Here is a 19,994-nt window from a genome sequence, read left to right as displayed (position 1 = left end):
GAACGATCTTTTGTTACATACAAGGTGGTTCTGAATGACGCAGGCAAACGCATCTTTTTTATCGTTGTGATCAGAGAAGTTTTTATTTCTTTCAATGAGCATTTTTAGCGCGCGTCAACACCGATACGCGGGAGCAGCAGGCCGCCCCCACAGTATCGATGATCGCCTCAGCTGTCAGGGCAGCTCGTGGCTGGCATAGAACGCGCTCAATACCTTGACCAGATGCGCAAGGTCATGGCTGCCGGCCAGTTCGCGAATCGAGTGCATGGCGAACGTCGGCAAGCCGATGTCCACCGTGCGGATACCCAGATGGCTGGCAGTGATCGGTCCGATGGTCGAGCCGCAACCCATGTCGCTGCGTACCACAAAGCTCTGCACCGGGACTTCTTCGGCCATGCACAGATGGCGGAAGAAACCGGCGGTTTCGCTGTTGGTGGCGTAACGCTGGTTGCTGTTGACCTTGATCACCGGCCCGGCATTGAGCTTGGGACCATGATTGGCATCGTGCTTGTCAGCGTAGTTGGGATGAATGCCGTGGGCGTTGTCGGCTGATATCAGCAGCGACTTCTGAATCGTGCGCACGTAGTCTTCGCTGCTTGGCAGCAGGCGCTGGACGATCTGCTCGAGCATCGCACCGTCTGCGCCACAGGCAGAAGACGAGCCGACCTCTTCGTGATCGGTGCACACCAGCAGGGCGGTTTCGTCGCTCTCGGTGTTGAGCAGTGCCTGCATCCCGGCGAAACACGACAACAGGTTGTCCAGGCGTGCACCTGCCAGGAAGTCCCCGTTGAGGCCGACCAAGGCGGCGCCCTGAGTGTCGTAGAAACTCAGCTCGTAATCGAGCACCACATCGGCATTGAGTCCGTGCTCGCGGGCCAGTTGGTCGGTCAGCAGCGCCCGGAAGTCCGCTCGCTCGTCACCGGCAACCTGCGCCAGAATGGGGGGCAGTTCGTTTTGCGCATTGATCGCCCAGCCTTCGTTGGCCGTGCGGTTCAGGTGAATCGCCAGATTGGGAATCACGGCGATCGGCAGTTTGAAGTCGATCAGCTGGCTTTCGACCTTGCCATCGCGGCGGAAAGTGACACGACCGGCCAGCGACAGATCACGATCGAACCAGGGAGCCAGCAGGGCGCCGCCGTAGACTTCGACGCCCAATTGCCAAAAACCCTGACGTTGCAGTTCCGGTTGCGGCTTGACCCGCAGGCACGGGCTGTCGGTGTGTGCGCCGACCATGCGGATGCCGCCAGTGAGTGGCGACTGACGACCCATCCGGAAAGCGACGATAGAAGAGTCATTACGGGTAACGAAGTAACGACCGCCGGTTTCTACCGCCCAAGTCTCACGTTCGTCCAGCCGCTGAAAACCTGCGGCTTCGAAGTGTTGCACGAGTGTGGCAGTGGCGTGGAATGGGGTAGGAGAGGCCTTCAGGAAATCAATGAGGCCTTTGTTCAACTCTGCGCGCATAAATAGCTCCAGACAACAATGGCGCGAGTTTACCGTATTGGCTCAAACGTTGCCTTGGGTTGCACTTATCGTTACCTGATGGTTCTCGCCAGCTAACCACAGCCACAGAAGCGCTATGTGACGCAGAGCGTCACGAACTGCATTCCCACGCTGGAGCGTGAGGAACGATAGTCAAGGTGTCGCTCACCACGCATTCAGATCAGAACGGAGCAGCACACTCGAAGGTCAGTCGCTCGCCGGTGCCTGGATGCGTGAAGCTCAGCATGCTGGCATGCAGACACAGACGTGGATAGGCCGCCAGCGCTTGCGGATGCGCGTACAGACCATCACCCAACAGCGGATGCCCGATCGACAGCATGTGCACACGCAACTGATGCGAGCGGCCAGTGATCGGCGTGAGCTCGACGCGGCAGTGAGTATCATGCCGCTCGATAACCTTCCAGAACGTCAGCGCGTGTTTGCCAGCTTCGTGGTCCACCACATGCCGGGGCTTGGTGGGCGGGTCATAGCGCAACGGCAGATCGATACTGCCGCTGTCCAGTGACGGTTGTCCCCAGCACAGCGCGGTATAGGCTTTCTCGGTTTCCCGGTCGTGAAACTGACGCGACAGTTCCCGATGCGTATCGGCATCGCGAGCCAGCAGGATGATGCCCGAGGTTTCCCAGTCCAGGCGATGGACGATACGCGCTTCGGGGTAACCGTTTTCCTGCAGGCGGGTAATCAGGCAATCCTTGTTGTCGTCGGCACGGCCGGGAACGGAAAGCAGCAGGGTAGGCTTATCGATCACCAGAACGGCGGCGTCCTGATGAATGATGCGGATGTTCGACAACGGCATGCAACGGCCTCGAAACGCTAGAAACGCCAACGGCGGCAAGGGCGCAGCTTCCGCAGAAGTGCACCGATACCGCCGCGAGCGACTGCCTGATCAGCGATCGGGCAGGGTGATATTGAGTTCCAGAATCGAACAGCTGCCCTGGCTTTCCAGAGCGACCTGTACCTGGTCAGACTCGATATTGACGTATTTACGGATCACTTCCACCAGCTCCTTCTGCAGCGCAGGAAGGTAGTCCGGGGTACTGCGTTGGCCGCGTTCGTGAGCAACGATGATCTGTAGACGCTCTTTCGCTACCGAGGCCGTGCTTCCTTTTTTGCGGTCACGAAAGAAGTCAAAAATATTCATTAATTACCCCCGAACAGGCGTTCAAAGAATCCTTTCTTATGCACATCCAGAAAGCGGTGCTCAAGTGTTTTGCCCAGCAGGCGGTCGACCGCATCGCTGTAGGCCTGACCTGCGTCGCTCTGGTCATCGAGAATGACCGGCACGCCCTGGTTGGAGGCTTTCAGTACAGCCTGGGATTCGGGAATCACGCCGAGCAGGGTAACGGCAAGGATTTCCTTGACGTCTTCAACGCCGAGCATTTCGCCCTTGCTGACGCGCTCAGGGTTGTAGCGGGTCAGCAGCAAGTGTTCCTTGATCGGGTCTTCGCCACGTTCGGCGCGACGCGATTTGCTGGCCAGCAGGCCCAGCATGCGGTCGGAGTCACGCACCGACGATACTTCAGGGTTGGTCACGACGATGGCTTCATCGGCGAAGTACATGGCCAGGTGAGCACCGGTTTCGATACCGGCCGGCGAATCGCAGACGATGTATTCGAAGGATTCCTTCAGCTCCATGAGGACTTTTTCAACGCCCTCCTTGGTCAGTGCTTCCTTGTCGCGGGTCTGGCTGGCGGCCAGCACGAACAGGCCTTCGATCTTCTTGTCCTTGATCAGCGCCTGTTGCAGGTTGGCTTCGCCATTGACCACGTTGACGAAGTCATACACGACACGACGTTCGCAACCCATGATCAGGTCGAGGTTACGCAGGCCGACGTCGAAGTCGACGATGACTGTCTTGTGGCCGCGCAGCGCGAGACCGGTACCGATGGCGGCGCTGGTGGTGGTCTTGCCCACACCACCCTTGCCGGATGTAACAACGAGAATCTTGGCCAAGGTGTATCACCCCTAGAGGAAAAGGACATTGAGTCCCTGAAAGGCATCTCCTGGCGCCGCGCCCGCCGAAGCATTCTGGAAGTCCTGGGGTCTGATTCCGGAAAGCTAGCACTAAGCTATTACTTTCGACTCATATACCCACTGAAAAGCAGTGCTTTTCAGAACTTCCGGCCGCCTTCACGACAATTTCGCGACGAATTAGAGATGCTTTGAAAATTGCGGCAGTATCCGTTAAAGACGAATGATGTTCAACACATCACCTGACAAGCTGATCTGGACCGGCGAGCCCCATAACGGGTCCCTGCGCAAGTCCTCGGACACCTTGTATTGTCCGGCAATCGAAATCAGCTCGGCACTCAACTGCTGACAGAAGATGCGTGCCTTGGTATCGCCTTTTATTCCTGCCAGTGCCCTGCCACGCATCGGGCCGTAGACATGGATGTTTCCATCGGCGAGAAGTTCCGCACCTGGACTGACCGGCGCGACGACAACCAGGTCGCCGCCCTGGGCATAAATCTGCTGACCGCCGCGTACCGGAGCGGTTATCACGCGGGTCGGCTTGATCAGTGGCTCGGGCGGTTTTTCCGGGATTTTTTTCGGTGCTTCGGCTTCAATCGGGTCGATCACGCGTTCACGTGCGCCGGACGGCGGCAGGACCGGGAGGTCGACGGCAATCGCCGCCGCAATGTCTTCGATACGGTTGGCGCGGATCGCCAAAGTGCGCAGGCCGTGCTGGCGACAGATGCGCACCAGGCCCGGGAGGTCCACCGGACCTTCGTTCGGTGCGAGTTTGTCCAGAGCCAGGATCAACGGCGTGTTGCTGAAGAAGTTGGGGGCTTGTGCCACCTTGGCCGCCAGTTGCCTGTCGAGCGCTTCAAGGTTGGTTCGGGCCAGCTCCATGACGGTGATGGCGAGCATGCTGCCCTTGAGCTGAAATACAGGTTCCGGGTTTTGCGATTCAATCTGGCTCATGGTTGATATACACAACAGCTTGTCGCTAAAAGTGCCGAGACTTATAGCGAGAACGCCCGCGAGCCGCAAGCGGCTAGAACCGTTGTAGAATGCGCGGCCTTTGTTCTGACGGAAGCCCAAATGGATCGCCCGCGCTTTAAAGCCAGTTTCCTTCACCCCCGTTTCTGGCCGTTATGGCTGGGGCTGGGGCTCTTGTGGCTGATTGTCCAATTGCCATTTCGCGTTCTGCTGGTCATCGGTCGGGCACTGGGCGCCATCATGTACCGTGTTGCCACTGATCGAAAAAAAATCGCGTCACGCAATCTGGAGCTGTGCTTCCCGCATTTGTCCGCGGCCGAGCGCAAGCGTCTGCTCAAGGAAAACTTCGCTTCCACCGGGATCGCCTTCTTCGAGATGGCCATGAGCTGGTGGTGGTCGAAAAAACGTCTGGCCAGGCTTGCCCACGTCGAAGGGCTCGAGCATTTGCAGAATGCTCAACAAAAAGGCGAGGGCGTGATTCTGATGGCGCTGCATTTCACCACGCTGGAAATCGGTGCGGCGCTGCTGGGCCAGCAGCACACCATTGACGGCATGTACCGCGAACACAAGAGCCCGCTGTTCGACTTCGTTCAGCGGCGCGGGCGCGAGCGCCACAACCTTGATTCACTGGCTGTCGAGCGCGATGACGTGCGCGGCATGCTCAAGTTGCTGCGTGCCGGCCGGGCGATCTGGTATGCGCCGGATCAGGACTACGGCGCCAAACAGAGCATTTTTGTGCCGCTGTTCGGTATCCAGGCCGCCACCGTGACCGCGACCAGCAAGTTCGCCCGCCTGGGCCGTGCGCAGGTTGTGCCCTTCACCCAGCAGCGTCTGGCAGACGGCAGTGGTTACCGGCTGGTGATTCACCCGCCACTGGACAACTTTCCGGGTGAAAGCGACGAAGCCGATTGCCTGCGCATCAATCAATGGGTAGAAAGGGCTGTCACTGAATGCCCGGAACAGTATCTTTGGGCCCATCGACGCTTTAAAAGTCGACCGGCCGGTGAACCGAAGCTATATGAGAAGCCTAAATAAAAAGCGTCGTTGATCACCGAGGTCAGTCGTAGATGCAGGATCGCGCAGTAACGAACAGTGCAATAAGTAATGTCGAGCCTGTAACCGGGCTGATTTTGTCGGGTGGCGGGGCGCGTGCGGCCTATCAGGTCGGCGTACTGGCAGGCATTGCCGATCTGCTGCCGCCCGGTTCGCCCAATCCCTTTCCGGTCATCGTCGGTACCTCGGCTGGCGCGATCAATGCGGTCAAGCTCGCCAGTGGCGCGCTGCATTTTCGAGTTGCCATCCATCAATTGACCGAATTCTGGCAGTCTTTTCGCAGCCATCAGGTGCTGCGCAGCGACTGGTCCGGGGTGATTCATCAGGCCAGTCGTTTTTTTGGCCGCAGCCTGCTGGGTTTCGGGCGAAATATCCCGGTTGCCTTGCTCAACAGTTCGCCCCTGCGTGATCTGCTCAATGAGCGGCTGGACCTGTCCGGAATCGAAGCCGCCATCGAAGCCCATCATTTGCGTGCCGTGGCAGTGACTGCCTTCGGTTACGAATCGGGTCAGGCGGTCACGTTTTATCAGGGCCGCGGTACGATCGAACCCTGGCTGCGTCATCGCCGCATCGGCCGTCCGACGCAACTGACCGTGGATCACTTGCTCGCCAGTTCGGCCATTCCCTTGTTGTTCGCCCCCGTGATGCTCGACGAGGAGTACTTCGGCGACGGAGCTGTGCGTCAGTCGGCACCGATCAGCCCGGCGCTGCACCTGGGCGCCAATCGAGTTCTGGTGGTCGGCGTCAGCGGCAACCCGCGCGGCCTCAAAACCGAAAGACCGGCGCCCCGCGCACCCCGCGGTGTTCAGCCAAGCCTGGCGCAGATCAGCGGCCACATGCTCAACAGTACGTTCATCGACAATCTGGAAAGCGATATCGAGCTGCTCGAACGCTTGAACACCGCCAGTGCGTTGCTGCCCGAGGATCAGGTCCGGCAGCCGGGCATGGAGCCGGTGGAGGTGCTGGTGATTTCGCCGAGTCGTCCGCTGGATGAAATCGCAGCCCGCCACCGCCGCGAACTGCCCCCCGCATTGCGCACATTTCTGCGCGGGCCGGGCGCGACCAAGAGCAGCGGCGCCAGCGTGCTGAGCTATCTGCTGTTCGAGTCAGGTTATTGCAGTGAATTGATCGAGCTGGGTCGTCACGATGCGATTGCTCAGGGTGCCGAGCTGAAGCGCTTTTTGCGTCTGGAGTAATGTGGCGAGACAGGGGAGGGGCCCCTGTCTCTTGATCGGCGGGCGCAGGGCTCGGTGACCGAAGTCATCAAGCGGTCAGACGATCTTCCCGGAAGTCACGAATCGCCTGCTCGATCTCTTCCTTGGTGTTCATAACGAAGGGGCCGTATTGCACGATCGGCTCACGCAACGGCTTGCCTGCAATCAGTAACAGCCGCGCACCGGCGGCGCTGCTGATCTGCACTTCACCACTGTCGGACAGGCGTGCCATTTGGCGTTTACCGATCGGCTGGGGGCTGCCTTCGAGCTCGACACTGCCTTCATAGACGTACAGCAGCACAAGGTGCCCATCGGGTACTTGCGGGTTGATACGACTGCCGGCAGGCATGTCAAAGTCGAAGTACAACGGCTCGGTGTCCGGGCGCTGTACTGCCCCGGCCTGGCGCACTTGGCCATCGTCGAAATGCCCGGCCAGTACCACCACCTGCACACCGGCCTGGGTGGTGACACTCGGAACGTGTTCCGGCTGAATGTCCTGATAGCTGGCGTCGCTCAGCTTGTGCTTGCCCGGCAGGTTCAGCCAAAGCTGAAAGCCGCGCATGGTGCCTTCTTCCTGCTCGGGCATTTCGCTGTGAATGATCCCGCGTGCCGCAGTCATCCACTGCACACCGCCGCTCTGCAGAAGGCCGACATTGCCCATATGGTCTTCATGACGCATACGGCCTTCAAGCATGTAGGTCACCGTTTCGAAGCCCCGGTGCGGGTGAGGTGGAAAGCCGGCGATGTAGTCATCCGGCTTGTCCGATCCGAACTCGTCCAGCATCAGAAACGGGTCGAACTGCTCCACGCCGCGCCCGCCGAAGACGCGCGTCAGTTTGACACCCGCGCCATCGGACGCTGGCTGACCCGCTTGAATGGACAGGACTTTACGAAATTGAGTCATGGGAGAGAGAGCACTCCTTAATCAGGTGATACGAAGTGTCATGGTATGCCTGTTTATTCGATAAATTCATTCGAATGCCGGTACGTAATGATCATTTTTATCGATGAGTTGCGCGGTACGGCGCATTTATGCGAGGAGACAGGCAACCTGCCCGAAATGACCTCCGGAGCAGGCTTGAAGCCAGGCGATGCTCAGTGCTTGCTGCCCTGTGTTGACATGCTCAGCAGCTGTTTCTCTTGATTCCAGTCGAACGGTTCTTCGTTCTGCTCGGCTTCGTAGCGGCGTTCTTCCAGCGCCTGATACAGCTCGATTTCATCATCCGGCATGAAATGCAGGCAGTCACCGGCGAAGAACCACAGCAGGTCGCGCGGTACCAGATGCGCGATTTGCGGGTAGCGCTGGATGACCTGGCAAAGAATATCCTGACCCAGGTACTGGCTTTCGATGGGATCCTGCGGCAGCAGCTCGACCAGTTCGTCGAAACGCTCCATGAACAGCGCGTGGCTTTCTTCCGGAACCTGCTCGGCCTCGCCCAGCGCGACCAGAATGCTGCGCAGGTGTGCCAGCAGGCCAAGTTGGTGATCGAGAGTGGCGTCGGCCATTGGGTAATCCTCAAATGCAAAAACAGGCGCGAGAGTATAAAGCTCTACGCGCCTGCTGTGTGGTGCGACCTGACTATCAGCGAATCTTGCCGGCTGCCAGGGTCAGTTCTTCCTTGTCGAAATCATCCACGTCGATCACCTTGCGGCGGGCTGCCTCGGCGGTGCGCAGGGTTTGCGCTTCGTCGGCCTGCAACACACCGATGCGCAATGCGGCGTCGATGACAGGCTCGCCGGCGTCCGGCTTGACCTGACCACTCTTGAGAGCCATTTGCAGCTTCTTGTGCAGCGGATACGCAGCGCTGAGCAGGTCGATGGCCTGTTGCAGTGCGCCGACCGGGTCGTCTGCCGATTGCGGGCGATAGCAGCCGGCCAGCAACTCTTCCAGCGTCGGATCGCCCTTGGCGCGGCCCAGTACCTGGGCAACTTCGGCGTCCAGTCTGTCCGACGGCCCTTTGTGCCTGCGACCGAACGGGAACACTACGGCACGCAGCACGCCGCCCAGTATGCGGTTGGGGAAGTTGCTGAGGATCTCGTCCATCGCACGTTCCGAATGCCCCAGGCTTTCTTCCATGGCCCAGCGAAACAACGGGCTCATGTGGTCCGGCGAGCCGAGGTCGTGATAACGCTTGAGCGCTGCCGAAGCCAGGTACATATGACTGAGCACGTCACCCAGGCGGGCGGACAGGCGTTCGCGGCGTTTCAGCTCGCCGCCCAGCAGCATCATGCTCAAGTCCGCCAGCATCGCGAACGCTGCTGCCTGACGGTTCAGCGCCCGGAAGTAGCCCTGGCTCAGGCTGTTGCCCGGCGCTCTTTCGAAATGGCCAAAACCCAGGTTGAGAATGAAGGTGCTGGCGGCATTGCTCACCGCAAAGCCGATGTGTTTGAGCAGCAGGCTGTCAAACTCGATCAGCGCCTGCTGCTTGTCTTCACGCCCGGCCAGGGCCATTTCCTTGAGTACGAATGGATGGCAGCGAATCGCGCCCTGGCCGAAGATCATCAGGTTGCGCGAGAGGATGTTGGCGCCCTCGACGGTGATGAAGATCGGCGCACCTTGCCAGTTGCGACCCAGGTAATTGTTCGGGCCCATGATGATGCCCTTGCCGCCATGCACGTCCATGGCGTGACCGATACACTCGCGGCCGCGTTCGGTCAGGTGATACTTGAGGATCGCAGAGAGCACCGAAGGCTTCTCGCCCAGGTCGACCGCATTGGCCGTCAGCATGCGTGCACTGTCCATCAGCCAGGCGTTGCCGCCGATTCGCGCCAGTGCCTCCTGGATGCCTTCGAATGCGGAGATAGGTACGTTGAACTGCTCACGCACCTTCGCGTACTGGCCGGTGACCAGGCTGGTGTACTTGGCAGCGCCGGTGCCGACTGCCGGCAGCGAGATCGAACGACCCACCGACAGGCAGTTCATCAGCATCATCCAGCCTTTGCCCAGCATCGGTTGACCACCGATCAGGTAGCTCAGCGGGATGAACACGTCCTTGCCCGAGTTGGGACCGTTCATGAACGCCGCGCCCAGCGGCAGGTGACGGCGGCCGATTTCCACGCCGGGCGTATCGGTCGGAATCAGCGCCAGGCTGATGCCCAGATCTTCTTTTTCACCGAGCAGGTGCTCAGGGTCGTGGGCCTTGAAGGCCAGGCCCAGCAGGGTAGCGACCGGGCCGAGGGTGATGTAGCGTTTTTCCCAGGTCAGGCGCAGGCCGATGACTTCTTCGCCCTGCCACTGGCCTTTGCAGATGATCCCGGTGTCAGTCATCGCACCTGCATCGGAACCGGCCAGCGGGCCGGTCAGCGCGAAGCAGGGGATATCTTCACCGCGTGCCAGACGTGGCAGGTAATGATTGCGTTGCTCGTCGGTGCCGTAATGCAGCAGCAACTCGGCCGGGCCCAGCGAGTTGGGCACCATTACCGTGGAGGCCAGGTCGCCGCTGCGGGTGGCCAGCTTCATGGCCACCTGGGAGTGGGCGTAGGCGGAGAAGCCCTTGCCACCGAATTCCTTGGGGATGATCAGCGCGAAGAAGCCGTGCGCTTTCATGTGCGCCCAGGCTTCAGGCGGCAGGTCCATAGCCTGGCCGATCTCCCAGTCGCTGACCATCGCGCAGAGTTCTTCGGTCGGCCCGTCGATAAAGGCCTGTTCCTCTTCGGTCAGCTGGACTTTAGGGTAGGCCAGCAGCTTGTCCCAGTCCGGGCGACCGCTGAACAGCTCGCCATCCCACCAGACCGTGCCGGCATCGATCGCATCGCGCTCGGTTTGCGACATCGGCGGCAGGACTTTTTGAAACCAGCTGAACATCGGCGCAGTGAAATGCTTGCGGCGCAGATCGGGCAGCATGACCGGTACGAACACTGCCAGCCAGAGCAACCAGAACACCGTCAGCAGCCATCCTGGCGCGTGACTGAAAATACCCATGGCCAGCAGGTAGACAGCTACCACGCCGAGCGCCGGGAGCGGGCCGGTTCGCCGATGAGCCAGCCAGGCGATGCCGACGACCAGCACAACAATCCACAACAACAGCATAAGTATTCCTCCGTGATGACCGCCGCCGTGGCAGCGATCAAGAACTGGTCGCCAGGCAGTGGTGGGGCGACATCGATAGTGACCCCTGGTTGACGAGTAAGTTGCCGCCGCTTCGGGGTAGACTGTGAGCCTTTATTTATCAGCGAGTGCGAGGGGAACGCAATGCTCAAGATCTGGGGACGGAAGAATTCCAGCAATGTGCGCAAGGCACTCTGGATTGCCGAGGAAGTGGGCGTACCTTACGAAACGCAGGACGCCGGTGGTGCATTCGGCCTGGTCAACGAAGCAGCCTATCGCGCGAAAAACCCTAACGGCCGGATTCCGATGATCGAAGACGGCGACTTCGTGATGTGGGAGTCCAACGCCATCGTGCGCTACCTGGCCGCCCGTCATGCCCCGGACTCTGATTTATACCCCGCAGATCTGCAGGCCCGCGCCAACGCAGACAAGTGGATGGACTGGACCAGCTCGACCATCGCCGCGCCGTTCAGCCCGGTGTTCTGGGGCGTAGTACGTACCCCGGCCGACAAGCAGGACTGGCCGGCCATCGAGCAAGGCATCAAGACGCTGCACAGCCTGCTGCTGGTTGCCGATGAGGCGCTGTCGCGACAGCCTTATCTGTCTGGTGATGCTTTCGGTATGGGCGATATTCCCCTGGGATGCTTCGCTTACGGCTGGTTTGAAATGCCGATTGAACGTCCGCCGCTGCCTCACCTCCAAGCTTGGTATGAGCGTCTCAAGACGCGCCCGGCCTATCGCAAGGCCGTCATGACCCCATTGACCTGAGCGTGTGATGTGAACAGGTAAAAGGGCTGATCGGGCGCATGTCCGCCGCTTGATATTTACTATTAACAGATGTGTCTGTACTTGAACGGCGCAGCCGAGCACCATTGCGCGGCTGGGTCGTCACGGCAGGCGGCTGCTTACAGTCATCTTCAATTCCTTTTTCTGATGAGTACCTATCCCGATATGTCTTCAGCTCTGTCCATTCGGCAGTTAACCAAAACCTACGGCAACGGTTTCCAGGCCTTGAGTGGCATCGATCTGGACGTCGCCGAAGGTGATTTCTTCGCGTTGCTGGGCCCCAATGGCGCTGGCAAGTCCACCACCATCGGCATCATCTCGACGCTGGTCAACAAGACCAGCGGCACGGTGAACATCTTTGGCCACGACCTGGATCGCGAGCCCGCTGCGCTCAAGCGTTGCATCGGTGTCGTGCCGCAGGAGTTCAACTTCAACCAGTTCGAGAAGACCCTGGACATCGTCGTCACCCAGGCAGGCTACTACGGCATCCCGGCGAAAATCGCCAAGGAGCGTGCCGAGCAGTACCTGACACAACTGGGGCTGTGGGAAAAGCGCGATGTGCCTTCACGTTCGCTGTCCGGCGGCATGAAGCGGCGTCTGATGATCGCCCGTGCGCTGATTCACGAGCCGCGCCTGTTGATCCTCGACGAACCTACCGCAGGCGTGGATATCGAGTTGCGCCGTTCGATGTGGACTTTTCTGACCGAGCTGAACAGCAAAGGCATCACCATCATCCTCACCACGCATTATCTGGAAGAGGCTGAACAGCTGTGCCGCAACATCGGCATCATCGACCACGGGGTGATCGTGCAGAACACTGGCATGAAGCAGCTGCTCAGCACCCTGACCGTCGAGACTTTCGTGCTCGATCTCAAAGCCTCCTGGCAGAGCGCGCCACAATTGCCCGGTTTCCCTTGCCGCCTGCTCGACAGCCACACCCTGGAAGTGCAGGTCGACAAGAACGTCGGCATCACTGCGCTGTTCAGCCAGCTCGCCTTCCAGAACATCGAAGTCTTGAGCCTGCGTAATAAATCCAATCGCCTTGAGGAGTTGTTTGTGTCCCTGGTGGAAAAAAACCTCGCGAAGGTGGCGGTATGACCGTACCCAACGGCGAGTTGCGCCCCAACCTGATTGCCCTGAAAACCATCGTCTATCGTGAAGTGCACCGCTTCATGCGGATCTGGCCGCAGACCTTGCTGCCGCCAGCCATCACCATGGTCCTGTACTTCGTCATCTTCGGTAACCTCATCGGTCGCCAGATTGGCGACATGGGCGGCTTTACCTACATGCAGTACATCGTGCCGGGGCTGATCATGATGTCGGTGATCACCAACTCCTACGGCAACGTGGTGTCGAGCTTCTTTGGTGCCAAGTTTCAGCACTCCATCGAAGAACTGATGGTGTCGCCGGTCTCGCCGCACACCATCCTGGTCGGCTACACCCTGGGCGGTGTGCTGCGTGGTCTGATGGTCGGTTTCATCGTCACCATGCTGTCGATGTTTTTCACCGATCTGCAAGTGCACCACTTGGGCGTGACCATTCTGGTGGTGGTGCTGACCGCGACGATTTTCTCGCTGCTGGGCTTCATCAACGCAGTGTTTGCGCGCAACTTCGATGATATCTCGATCATTCCAACCTTCGTCCTGACCCCGCTGACCTACCTGGGCGGCGTGTTCTACTCGATCAACCTGTTGCCACCGTTCTGGCAGACCGTGTCGCTGGCCAACCCGGTCCTGCACATGGTCAATGCCTTCCGCTACGGCATCCTGGGCGTCTCCGACATCAAGATCAGCATCGCTCTGGCGTTCATGATCGTGGCGACCTTCGTGCTTTATATGGGCTGCGCAAGGTTGCTGGTGAGCGGTCGCGGTATGCGTCAGTAACACATTGGTTTCGACCCGCCAGGCTGGCGGGTCGAGCGTTGGCCTAGGCCGGCTGTTCAGATTCTGCAATACACCATCACTTCCGAAATGTCCCCGGCACGCTGATCCTTGAGGCTTTCCGCTGCAAGGAACCGCCATGCGCACAGGGATGATCGCGCTCGCGTTCGGGCTGCTTGCCCTGCGCTTTCTACCGGCACTGCCGCCGACCTGGCTATTGCTGCTGATGCCGATAATGGCGTTGATGCTACTGCCGTTCCGTACCTATCCGCTGGCGTTGTTCCTGCTCGGTTTCACCTGGGCCTGCGTTTCGGCGCAGTGGGCGCTGGGTGACCGGTTGGCGCAGCGTCTCGATGGTCGGACTTTGTGGGTGCAGGGCAAGGTGGTCGGCTTGCCGAGTGTCGCCGAAGGTGTGGTGCGTTTTGAACTGGAAGGGGCCTGGTCACGGCGTGCCAGGCTGCCAGCGCGAATCCGGGTGGCCTGGTACGGCGGCCAGCCCGTAAACAGCGGCGAGCGCTGGCGCATAGCGATCAAACTCAAGCGGCCGGCCGGGCTGGTCAATCCCGATGCGTTCGACTATCAGGCGTGGTTGCTGGCGCAGCGCATCGGTGCCACCGGCACGGTGGTGGATGGTCAGCTATTGGCACCCGCACGCGCCGCCTGGCGCGATGCCATTCGTCAGCGCCTGCTGGCGGTCGATGCGCAGGGCCGGGAGGGCGGTCTGGCGGCGCTGGTGCTGGGCGATGGCTCAGGACTGTCGAGCACCGACTGGCAGGTGTTGCAGGATACCGGCACCGTGCATCTACTGGTCATCTCCGGCCAGCACATCGGTTTGCTGGCCGGGGTGATTTACGCGCTGGTCGCAGGCCTGGCGCGCTGGGGGCTGTGGCCACGCTTTTTGCCCTGGCTGCCGTGGGCGTGTGCACTGGCGTTCAGCGCTGCACTGGGCTACGGACTGCTGGCCGGTTTCGAGGTGCCGGTCCGGCGCGCCTGTGTGATGGTCGCGATGGTGCTGCTGTGGCGCTTGCGTTTTCGGCACCTGGGCGTGGTCTGGCCCTTGTTGCTGTCCTTCAACGCAGTGCTGATCTTCGAGCCGCTGGTGACGCTGCAGCCGGGTTTCTGGCTGTCGTTCGCAGCGGTCGGCATTCTGATCCTGATTTTCAGTGGACGTCTCGGCGCCTGGAGCTGGTGGCAAAGCTGGACACGGGCGCAATGGCTGATCGCCGTTGGCTTGTTGCCGATTCTGCTGGCGCTGAACCTGCCGATCAGCCTCAGCGGCCCGTTCGCCAACCTGCTTGCCGTGCCTTGGGTCAGCGTGATCGTCCTGCCTCCGGCATTGCTCGGGACGCTGTTGCTGCCAGTCCCTGTGATCGGGGAAGGTCTGCTGTGGCTGGCGGGCGGGGCGCTGCAGTGGCTGTTCGTATTCCTCGGTGCGGTGGCCGCCGCATTGCCGGCCTGGCTGCCCAGTGCGGTGCCGGTCTGGGCATGGTGGTTGAGTCTGCTCGGGGCCTTGCTGTTGTTGCTGCCCAAAGGCGTGCCCATGCGTCCGCTGGGCTGGCCGTTGTTGTTACTGTGCGTTTTTCCGCCGCTCGAATCAGTGCCTGAAGGTCAGGTAGAGGTGTTGCAGCTGGATGTGGGGCAGGGCTTGGCCATCCTCCTGCGCACCCGCAAACGCACACTCCTGTATGACGCAGGTCCACGTTTCGGTGAGTTCGATATCGGTCAGCGCGTGGTCGTGCCCGCCATGCGCAAGGCAGGTGTCCGCCATCTCGATCTGATGTTGATCAGCCACTCCGACGCGGACCATGCCGGAGGTGCAGCGGCGGTTCATAAGGCTTTTCCGGTGAGCCAGGTCCTGGGCGGCGAGCTGGCCAGGCTCGCGCCGCAACTCGACGCCCGATTGTGCGAGAGCGGTGCGCGCTGGGAGTGGGATGGCGTGGTGTTTTCCACGTGGCGCTGGGAGCAGGGGCCTGACGGCAATCCAGCCTCGTGCATCCTCAGCGTCGACGCCAGTGGCGAGCGTCTGCTGCTGGCGGGCGATATTGACGTGAATGCCGAGCGCGCGGCGATCGACAGCGGCTTCGACCTTCGTGCCCACTGGTTGCAGTCGCCGCATCACGGCAGCCGGACCTCGTCGTCCAAAGCATTTCTTCGCGCCGTGGCACCGGTTGGCGTGCTGATTTCCCGTGGCCGCAACAACGCATTCGGTCATCCGCATCCGTTGGTCATGGCGCGCTATCGAGGCTTGGGCATCGCCAGTTTCGACAGTGCCGAGCTGGGCGCTGTGCGGCTGCGACTGGGTACGTTCGGAGCGCCACAGGCCGAGCGCGCGCAACGGCGCTTCTGGCGTGATTGAGTGAATGGATATCGATCTCGGCGTTCGGCACTTGGCGACCCTATGGTAGAGTGGCGCCAATTTTTCGAGGGAGTGATCACTGTGTGGGAACTGGTCAAATCTGGCGGCTGGATGATGCTGCCGATTATTCTGAGCTCCATCGCCGCCGCCGGCATCATCATCGAGCGCCTGTGGACGTTGCGTGCCAGCTGTATCACGCCACCGCACCTGCTCGGGCAGGTCTGGCAGTGGATTCAGGAAAAGAAGCTGGACAGCGAAAAGCTCAAGCAGCTGCGCGCCGACTCGCCGCTGGGTGAAATCCTTGCGGCAGGCTTGGCCAACTCCAGGCATGGTCGCGAGATCATGAAGGAGTGCATCGAAGAAGCCGCTGCCCGGGTTATTCATGAGCTGGAGCGCTACCTGAGCGCGCTGGGCTCGATCGCTGCCATGGCGCCGTTGCTCGGTTTGCTGGGTACCGTGCTGGGCATGATCGATATCTTCGGCTCGTTCAACAGTTCCGGAGCCACCGCCAACGCCGGTGTGCTGGCAGGTGGTATTTCCAAGGCGCTGATCTGTACGGCGTCGGGTCTTATCGTAGCGATCCCGGCGATTTTCTTTCATCGCTTTCTGCAGAGCCGCGTCGATGAGCTGGTGGTCGGCATGGAGCAACAGGCCATTCGCCTGGTGGAAGTGGTGCAGGGCGACCGCGATGTCGATCTGATCGACGCCAAGATCGATCTCAAGTCGCTGGCCAGAGCGGGCGGGGGCAAGAAGAAGTGAAATTTCGCCGTCGCAGACCCCGGGAAAACATCGACATCAATCTGGTCTCCCTGATTGATGTGGTGTTCATCCTGCTGCTGTTCTTCATTGTGACGACCACCTTCACCCGTGAAACCCAGTTGCGGGTGGATCTGCCACAGGCCGTTACCGGAACGCCGGACGTGGACGCCAGCGCCAAACAGTTGGACATCGCCATCAACGCCGACGGGATTTTCTCGCTGAACAATCAGTTGTTGCCGAAAAACGACCTGGCGACGCTGATCGAGGCGCTGCAGCGCGAGTCGGCGGGCGATACCAGCCTGCCGCTGTCGATCAGCGCCGACGGCAAGACCCCACACCAGTCGGTCATCACGGCCATGGATGCGGCGGGCAAGCTGGGCTTCAGTCATTTGCGCATGACCACTGTCGAGGCCACACCGGCTAACTGATGGCATTCACTGATCGCTTGCTCGATGCCTGGTACAAAGGCCACCCCGCGCTGGCGCTAATGCGCCCGCTCGAAGGCCTTTACCGGCGTGTCGTAGAGCGCAAGCGGGCGCGGTTTCTGGCTGGTGGGGGTGATATCTATCGCGCGCCTGTGCCGGTCATCGTGGTGGGTAATATCACTGTTGGCGGCACTGGCAAGACGCCGCTGATTCTCTGGATGATCGAGCACTGCCGCCGTCGCGGCCTGCGTGTCGGTGTGGTCAGCCGTGGTTACGGCGCTAAACCGCCAAGCCTGCCGTGGCGCGTACGTTCTGAACAAAGCGCCGGCGAGGCGGGGGACGAGCCGTTGCTCATCGTACAGCGCTGCGGTGTGCCGCTGATGATCGATCCGGATCGCAGTCGCGCGGTACAGGCCTTGCTCGCTGCCGAACCGCTGGATCTGATTCTTTCCGACGACGGCTTGCAGCATTACCGTCTGGCCCGCGACCTGGAACTGGTGCTGATCGATGCCGCCCGTGGTCTGGGCAACCGCCGTTGTCTGCCTGCCGGGCCGCTGCGCGAACCGGTCGAGCGGCTGAGCAGTGTCGACGCCTTGCTTTATAACGGCGCGACGGCTGACAGGGACGACGGCTACGCCTTCAGGCTCAAACCTTCGGCGCTGATCAATCTGCGCAGTGGCGAACGTCAGCCGGTGGATTATTTCCCGGCCGGGCAGACGCTGCACGCGGTCGCCGGAATCGGCAATCCCCAACGTTTCTTCAATACCCTCGAAGGATTACACTGGCGACCGGTACTTCACGCGTTCGCCGACCATGCTGTCTACAGTGCCGAGGCGCTGACATTTACACCCGCGCTGCCCTTGGTCATGACCGAGAAGGATGCGGTGAAATGTCGTGCCTTTGCCGCTGATGACTGGTGGTATCTGGCAGTGGATGCAGTACCTTCCGATGCCTTTGTCGGTTGGTTCGACCAGCAACTGCTACGTCTTTCTCCATGATTGCTTCAGGATCTCCTATGGACACCAAACTACTCGATATCCTCGCTTGCCCTGTCTGCAAGGGACCATTGAAGCTCAGCGCCGACAAGACCGAGCTGATCAGCAAAGGCGCAGGCCTTGCCTATCCTGTGCGCGACGGCATCCCGGTGATGCTCGAAAGCGAAGCTCGGACCCTGAGCACTGACGAGCGGCTGGAAAAATGACAGCAGCGTTTACCGTTGTCATTCCCGCGCGCTACGGCTCCAGCCGTTTCCCGGGCAAGCCGCTGAAAACCATTGCCGGCAAACCCATGGTTCAACTGGTCTGGGAGCAGGCGTGCAAGAGCAGCGCCGAACGTGTGGTGATTGCCACCGACGATGCGCGCATTGTCGAAGCCTGCCAGGCTTTTGGTGCCGAAGTGCTGCTGACGCGCGACGATCACAATTCCGGCACCGATCGCTTGGCCGAGGTGGCCGCGCAATTGGGTCTGGCGGCTGACGCGATTGTCGTCAATGTGCAGGGCGACGAGCCGATGATCCCGCCTGCAGTGATCGATCAGGTGGCGTCCAATCTGGCCGCTCATCCCGAGGCCGGGATGTCTACGCTGGCCGAGCCTATCGACGACGTGGCCGCGTTGTTCAACCCCAACATCGTCAAGGTGGCTACGGACATCAACGGCCTGGCGCTGACGTTCAGCCGGGCTCCCTTGCCGTGGGCGCGTGATGCGCTCGCAGCAAACCGTGACCAGTTGCCTGCCGGCGTGCCTTATCGTCGGCACATCGGTATCTACGCCTATCGTGCAGGTTTCCTTCATGACTTCGTCAGTTGGGGCCCGTGCTGGCTGGAGAACACCGAAAGCCTGGAACAATTGCGTGCGCTGTGGAATGGCGTGCGGATTCACGTTGCCGACGCGCTTGAAGCACCACCCGGTGGGGTCGATACGCCTGAAGACCTGGAGCGCGTAAGGCGCTTGCTGGAGGGTTGATGCGCTTCGTCCAGTGGTTCGGGAAGGCGAGGGCATGACCTTGCAGGTGCAATCCGCGATTTCCCTCAAGCCGTTCAATACGTTCGGTGTGGACGTTCAGGCCCGGTTGTTTGCCGAAGCGCACAGCGATGACGATGTTCGCGAGGCGCTGGCCTATTCGGCCGAGCACGACGTGCCACTGCTGGTGATTGGCGGTGGCAGTAACCTGCTGCTCAGCGCTGACGTGCAGTCACTGGTGGTGCGCATGGCCAGCCGTGGCATCCGCATCGTGCACGAGGACTGTCTCGAATCGATTGTCGAGGCAGAGGCCGGCGAGCCCTGGCATCCGTTTGTGCAGTCCTGTCTGGAACTGGGGCTGGCGGGGCTGGAAAACCTCAGTCTGATTCCAGGCACCGTCGGCGCAGCACCCATGCAGAACATCGGTGCTTATGGCGTCGAGATCAAGGATGTCTTCCATAGCCTGACTGCGCTGGATCGTGAGACGGGCGAATTGCGCGAGTTTTCTCTGCAGGACTGCGCGTTCGGCTACCGCGACAGCGTATTCAAGCATCAGGTCGCGCGCTGGTTGATCCTGCGTGTGCGTTTCAAGCTCAGTCGCGTAGCCCGCCTGCACCTCGAATATGGACCGGTTCGTCAGCGTCTCGACGAGCAGGGTATTGATCGGCCGACGCCGTTCGATGTCAGCCGTGCGATCTGCGCCATTCGCAGTGAAAAGCTGCCTGACCCAGCGGTGCTGGGCAATGCCGGCAGTTTCTTCAAAAACCCGATTATCCCTGCCGAACTGTATGCAACGATCAAACAGCAGCACCCAGGCGTGGTCGGCTACCCGCAGGACGATGGTCGGGTGAAGCTGGCGGCCGGGTGGCTGATCGAGCAGGCGGGCTGGAAGGGTTATCGCGATGGTGATGCCGGCGTACACAAGCTCCAGTCGCTGGTGCTGGTCAACTATGGGCAGGCCAGTGGCTTGCAGTTGCTGAATCTGGCGCGCCGTATCCAGACCGACATCGCTGAACGCTTTGGTGTCGAGCTGGAGATGGAGCCGAACCTCTACTGATAGTCTGGAGA

20 protein-coding genes are annotated in these 19,994 nt (G+C 60.5%); 12 read left to right on the top strand and 8 right to left on the bottom strand.

Annotation, left to right across the window (positions count from 1 at the left end):
• Window positions 1–174: 174 nt before the first annotated feature.
• The 5 genes from BLR20_RS07010 to minC all read right to left on the bottom strand — a co-directional run bounded on the left by BLR20_RS07010 (window position 175) and on the right by minC (window position 4,428).
• Entirely contained in the window at window positions 175–1,464 is a 1,290-nt protein-coding gene (locus BLR20_RS07010) for a M18 family aminopeptidase (RefSeq protein WP_010432602.1), read from the bottom strand.
• A 199-nt stretch (window positions 1,465–1,663) separates the two neighbouring features.
• The gene (locus BLR20_RS07005) at window positions 1,664–2,299 is read right to left on the bottom strand and encodes an RluA family pseudouridine synthase (protein WP_010432599.1); all 636 of its coding nucleotides are present in this window, start codon (window positions 2,297–2,299) and stop codon (window positions 1,664–1,666) included.
• 90 nt (window positions 2,300–2,389) lie between these two features.
• Window positions 2,390–2,644, bottom strand: coding sequence for a cell division topological specificity factor MinE (minE, locus tag BLR20_RS07000; RefSeq protein ID WP_003317453.1), 255 nt, complete (start codon window positions 2,642–2,644; stop codon window positions 2,390–2,392).
• Window positions 2,644–3,456: a septum site-determining protein MinD gene (gene minD / locus BLR20_RS06995; RefSeq protein ID WP_003317454.1), complete on the bottom strand. Its 813-nt coding sequence runs from the start codon at window positions 3,454–3,456 to the stop codon at window positions 2,644–2,646. Before minD ends, minE begins: the two co-directional genes overlap by 1 nt.
• A gap of 231 nt (window positions 3,457–3,687) precedes the next feature.
• The gene (gene minC, locus BLR20_RS06990) at window positions 3,688–4,428 is read right to left on the bottom strand and encodes a septum site-determining protein MinC (RefSeq protein WP_010432596.1); all 741 of its coding nucleotides are present in this window, start codon (window positions 4,426–4,428) and stop codon (window positions 3,688–3,690) included.
• 120 nt (window positions 4,429–4,548) lie between these two features.
• Here minC and BLR20_RS06985 point away from each other — a divergent pair, with 120 nt between their 5' ends.
• Window positions 4,549–5,481: a lipid A biosynthesis lauroyl acyltransferase gene (locus BLR20_RS06985; RefSeq protein WP_010432594.1), complete on the top strand. Its 933-nt coding sequence runs from the start codon at window positions 4,549–4,551 to the stop codon at window positions 5,479–5,481.
• A gap of 32 nt (window positions 5,482–5,513) precedes the next feature.
• Window positions 5,514–6,695: a patatin-like phospholipase family protein gene (locus tag BLR20_RS06980; protein ID WP_010432591.1), complete on the top strand. Its 1,182-nt coding sequence runs from the start codon at window positions 5,514–5,516 to the stop codon at window positions 6,693–6,695.
• Window positions 6,696–6,762: 67 nt separating this feature from the next.
• Here the strand turns inward: BLR20_RS06980 and BLR20_RS06975 are convergent, their stop codons facing one another.
• The 3 genes from BLR20_RS06975 to BLR20_RS06965 form a co-directional block, all read right to left on the bottom strand.
• Window positions 6,763–7,617, bottom strand: coding sequence for a pirin family protein (locus BLR20_RS06975; protein WP_054994560.1), 855 nt, complete (start codon window positions 7,615–7,617; stop codon window positions 6,763–6,765).
• Between the two features lie 191 nt (window positions 7,618–7,808).
• Window positions 7,809–8,219 (bottom strand): PA2817 family protein, encoded by a 411-nt coding sequence (locus BLR20_RS06970; protein ID WP_003317460.1) that lies wholly within the window; start codon window positions 8,217–8,219, stop codon window positions 7,809–7,811.
• A 76-nt stretch (window positions 8,220–8,295) separates the two neighbouring features.
• A complete protein-coding gene (locus BLR20_RS06965; RefSeq protein WP_054994561.1) occupies window positions 8,296–10,743 on the bottom strand; it encodes an acyl-CoA dehydrogenase in 2,448 nt (815 codons plus the stop codon).
• Between the two features lie 162 nt (window positions 10,744–10,905).
• Here BLR20_RS06965 and BLR20_RS06960 point away from each other — a divergent pair, with 162 nt between their 5' ends.
• From BLR20_RS06960 to murB, 10 genes are all read left to right on the top strand, one after another.
• A complete protein-coding gene (locus tag BLR20_RS06960) occupies window positions 10,906–11,529 on the top strand; it encodes a glutathione S-transferase (protein ID WP_010432580.1) in 624 nt (207 codons plus the stop codon).
• A 183-nt stretch (window positions 11,530–11,712) separates the two neighbouring features.
• Window positions 11,713–12,645 carry an ABC transporter ATP-binding protein gene (locus BLR20_RS06955; protein ID WP_010432578.1) on the top strand — a complete coding sequence of 311 codons (933 nt, stop codon included), beginning with the start codon at window positions 11,713–11,715 and terminating at the stop codon, window positions 12,643–12,645.
• Window positions 12,642–13,430 carry an ABC transporter permease gene (locus BLR20_RS06950; RefSeq protein WP_010432576.1) on the top strand — a complete coding sequence of 263 codons (789 nt, stop codon included), beginning with the start codon at window positions 12,642–12,644 and terminating at the stop codon, window positions 13,428–13,430. The genes BLR20_RS06955 and BLR20_RS06950 overlap by 4 nt, the downstream gene beginning before the upstream one ends.
• Before the next feature lie 136 nt (window positions 13,431–13,566).
• Window positions 13,567–15,783, top strand: a complete 2,217-nt coding sequence (locus BLR20_RS06945) for a DNA internalization-related competence protein ComEC/Rec2 (RefSeq protein WP_054994562.1) — start codon at window positions 13,567–13,569, stop codon at window positions 15,781–15,783.
• A 42-nt stretch (window positions 15,784–15,825) separates the two neighbouring features.
• Window positions 15,826–16,542 (top strand): MotA/TolQ/ExbB proton channel family protein, encoded by a 717-nt coding sequence (locus BLR20_RS06940; protein ID WP_074594562.1) that lies wholly within the window; start codon window positions 15,826–15,828, stop codon window positions 16,540–16,542.
• The gene (locus BLR20_RS06935) at window positions 16,539–16,970 is read left to right on the top strand and encodes an ExbD/TolR family protein (RefSeq protein ID WP_003409582.1); all 432 of its coding nucleotides are present in this window, start codon (window positions 16,539–16,541) and stop codon (window positions 16,968–16,970) included. Before BLR20_RS06940 ends, BLR20_RS06935 begins: the two co-directional genes overlap by 4 nt.
• Window positions 16,970–17,965 (top strand): tetraacyldisaccharide 4'-kinase, encoded by a 996-nt coding sequence (lpxK, locus tag BLR20_RS06930; RefSeq protein WP_010432569.1) that lies wholly within the window; start codon window positions 16,970–16,972, stop codon window positions 17,963–17,965. The genes BLR20_RS06935 and lpxK overlap by 1 nt, the downstream gene beginning before the upstream one ends.
• A 17-nt stretch (window positions 17,966–17,982) precedes the next feature.
• Window positions 17,983–18,168 (top strand): Trm112 family protein, encoded by a 186-nt coding sequence (locus BLR20_RS06925; protein ID WP_002552679.1) that lies wholly within the window; start codon window positions 17,983–17,985, stop codon window positions 18,166–18,168.
• Window positions 18,165–18,929: a 3-deoxy-manno-octulosonate cytidylyltransferase gene (gene kdsB / locus BLR20_RS06920; protein ID WP_003317470.1), complete on the top strand. Its 765-nt coding sequence runs from the start codon at window positions 18,165–18,167 to the stop codon at window positions 18,927–18,929. The genes BLR20_RS06925 and kdsB overlap by 4 nt, the downstream gene beginning before the upstream one ends.
• A 34-nt stretch (window positions 18,930–18,963) precedes the next feature.
• Complete coding sequence (murB, locus tag BLR20_RS06915) at window positions 18,964–19,983, top strand: UDP-N-acetylmuramate dehydrogenase (protein ID WP_054994563.1); 1,020 nt, start codon at window positions 18,964–18,966, stop codon at window positions 19,981–19,983.
• The last annotated feature ends 11 nt before the right edge of the window (window positions 19,984–19,994 follow it).

It is taken from the genome of Pseudomonas congelans (assembly GCF_900103225.1).
GTDB classification, from domain to species: Bacteria; Pseudomonadota; Gammaproteobacteria; order Pseudomonadales; family Pseudomonadaceae; genus Aquipseudomonas; species Aquipseudomonas congelans.
This window is presented reverse-complemented; position numbering and strand designations above follow the sequence as displayed.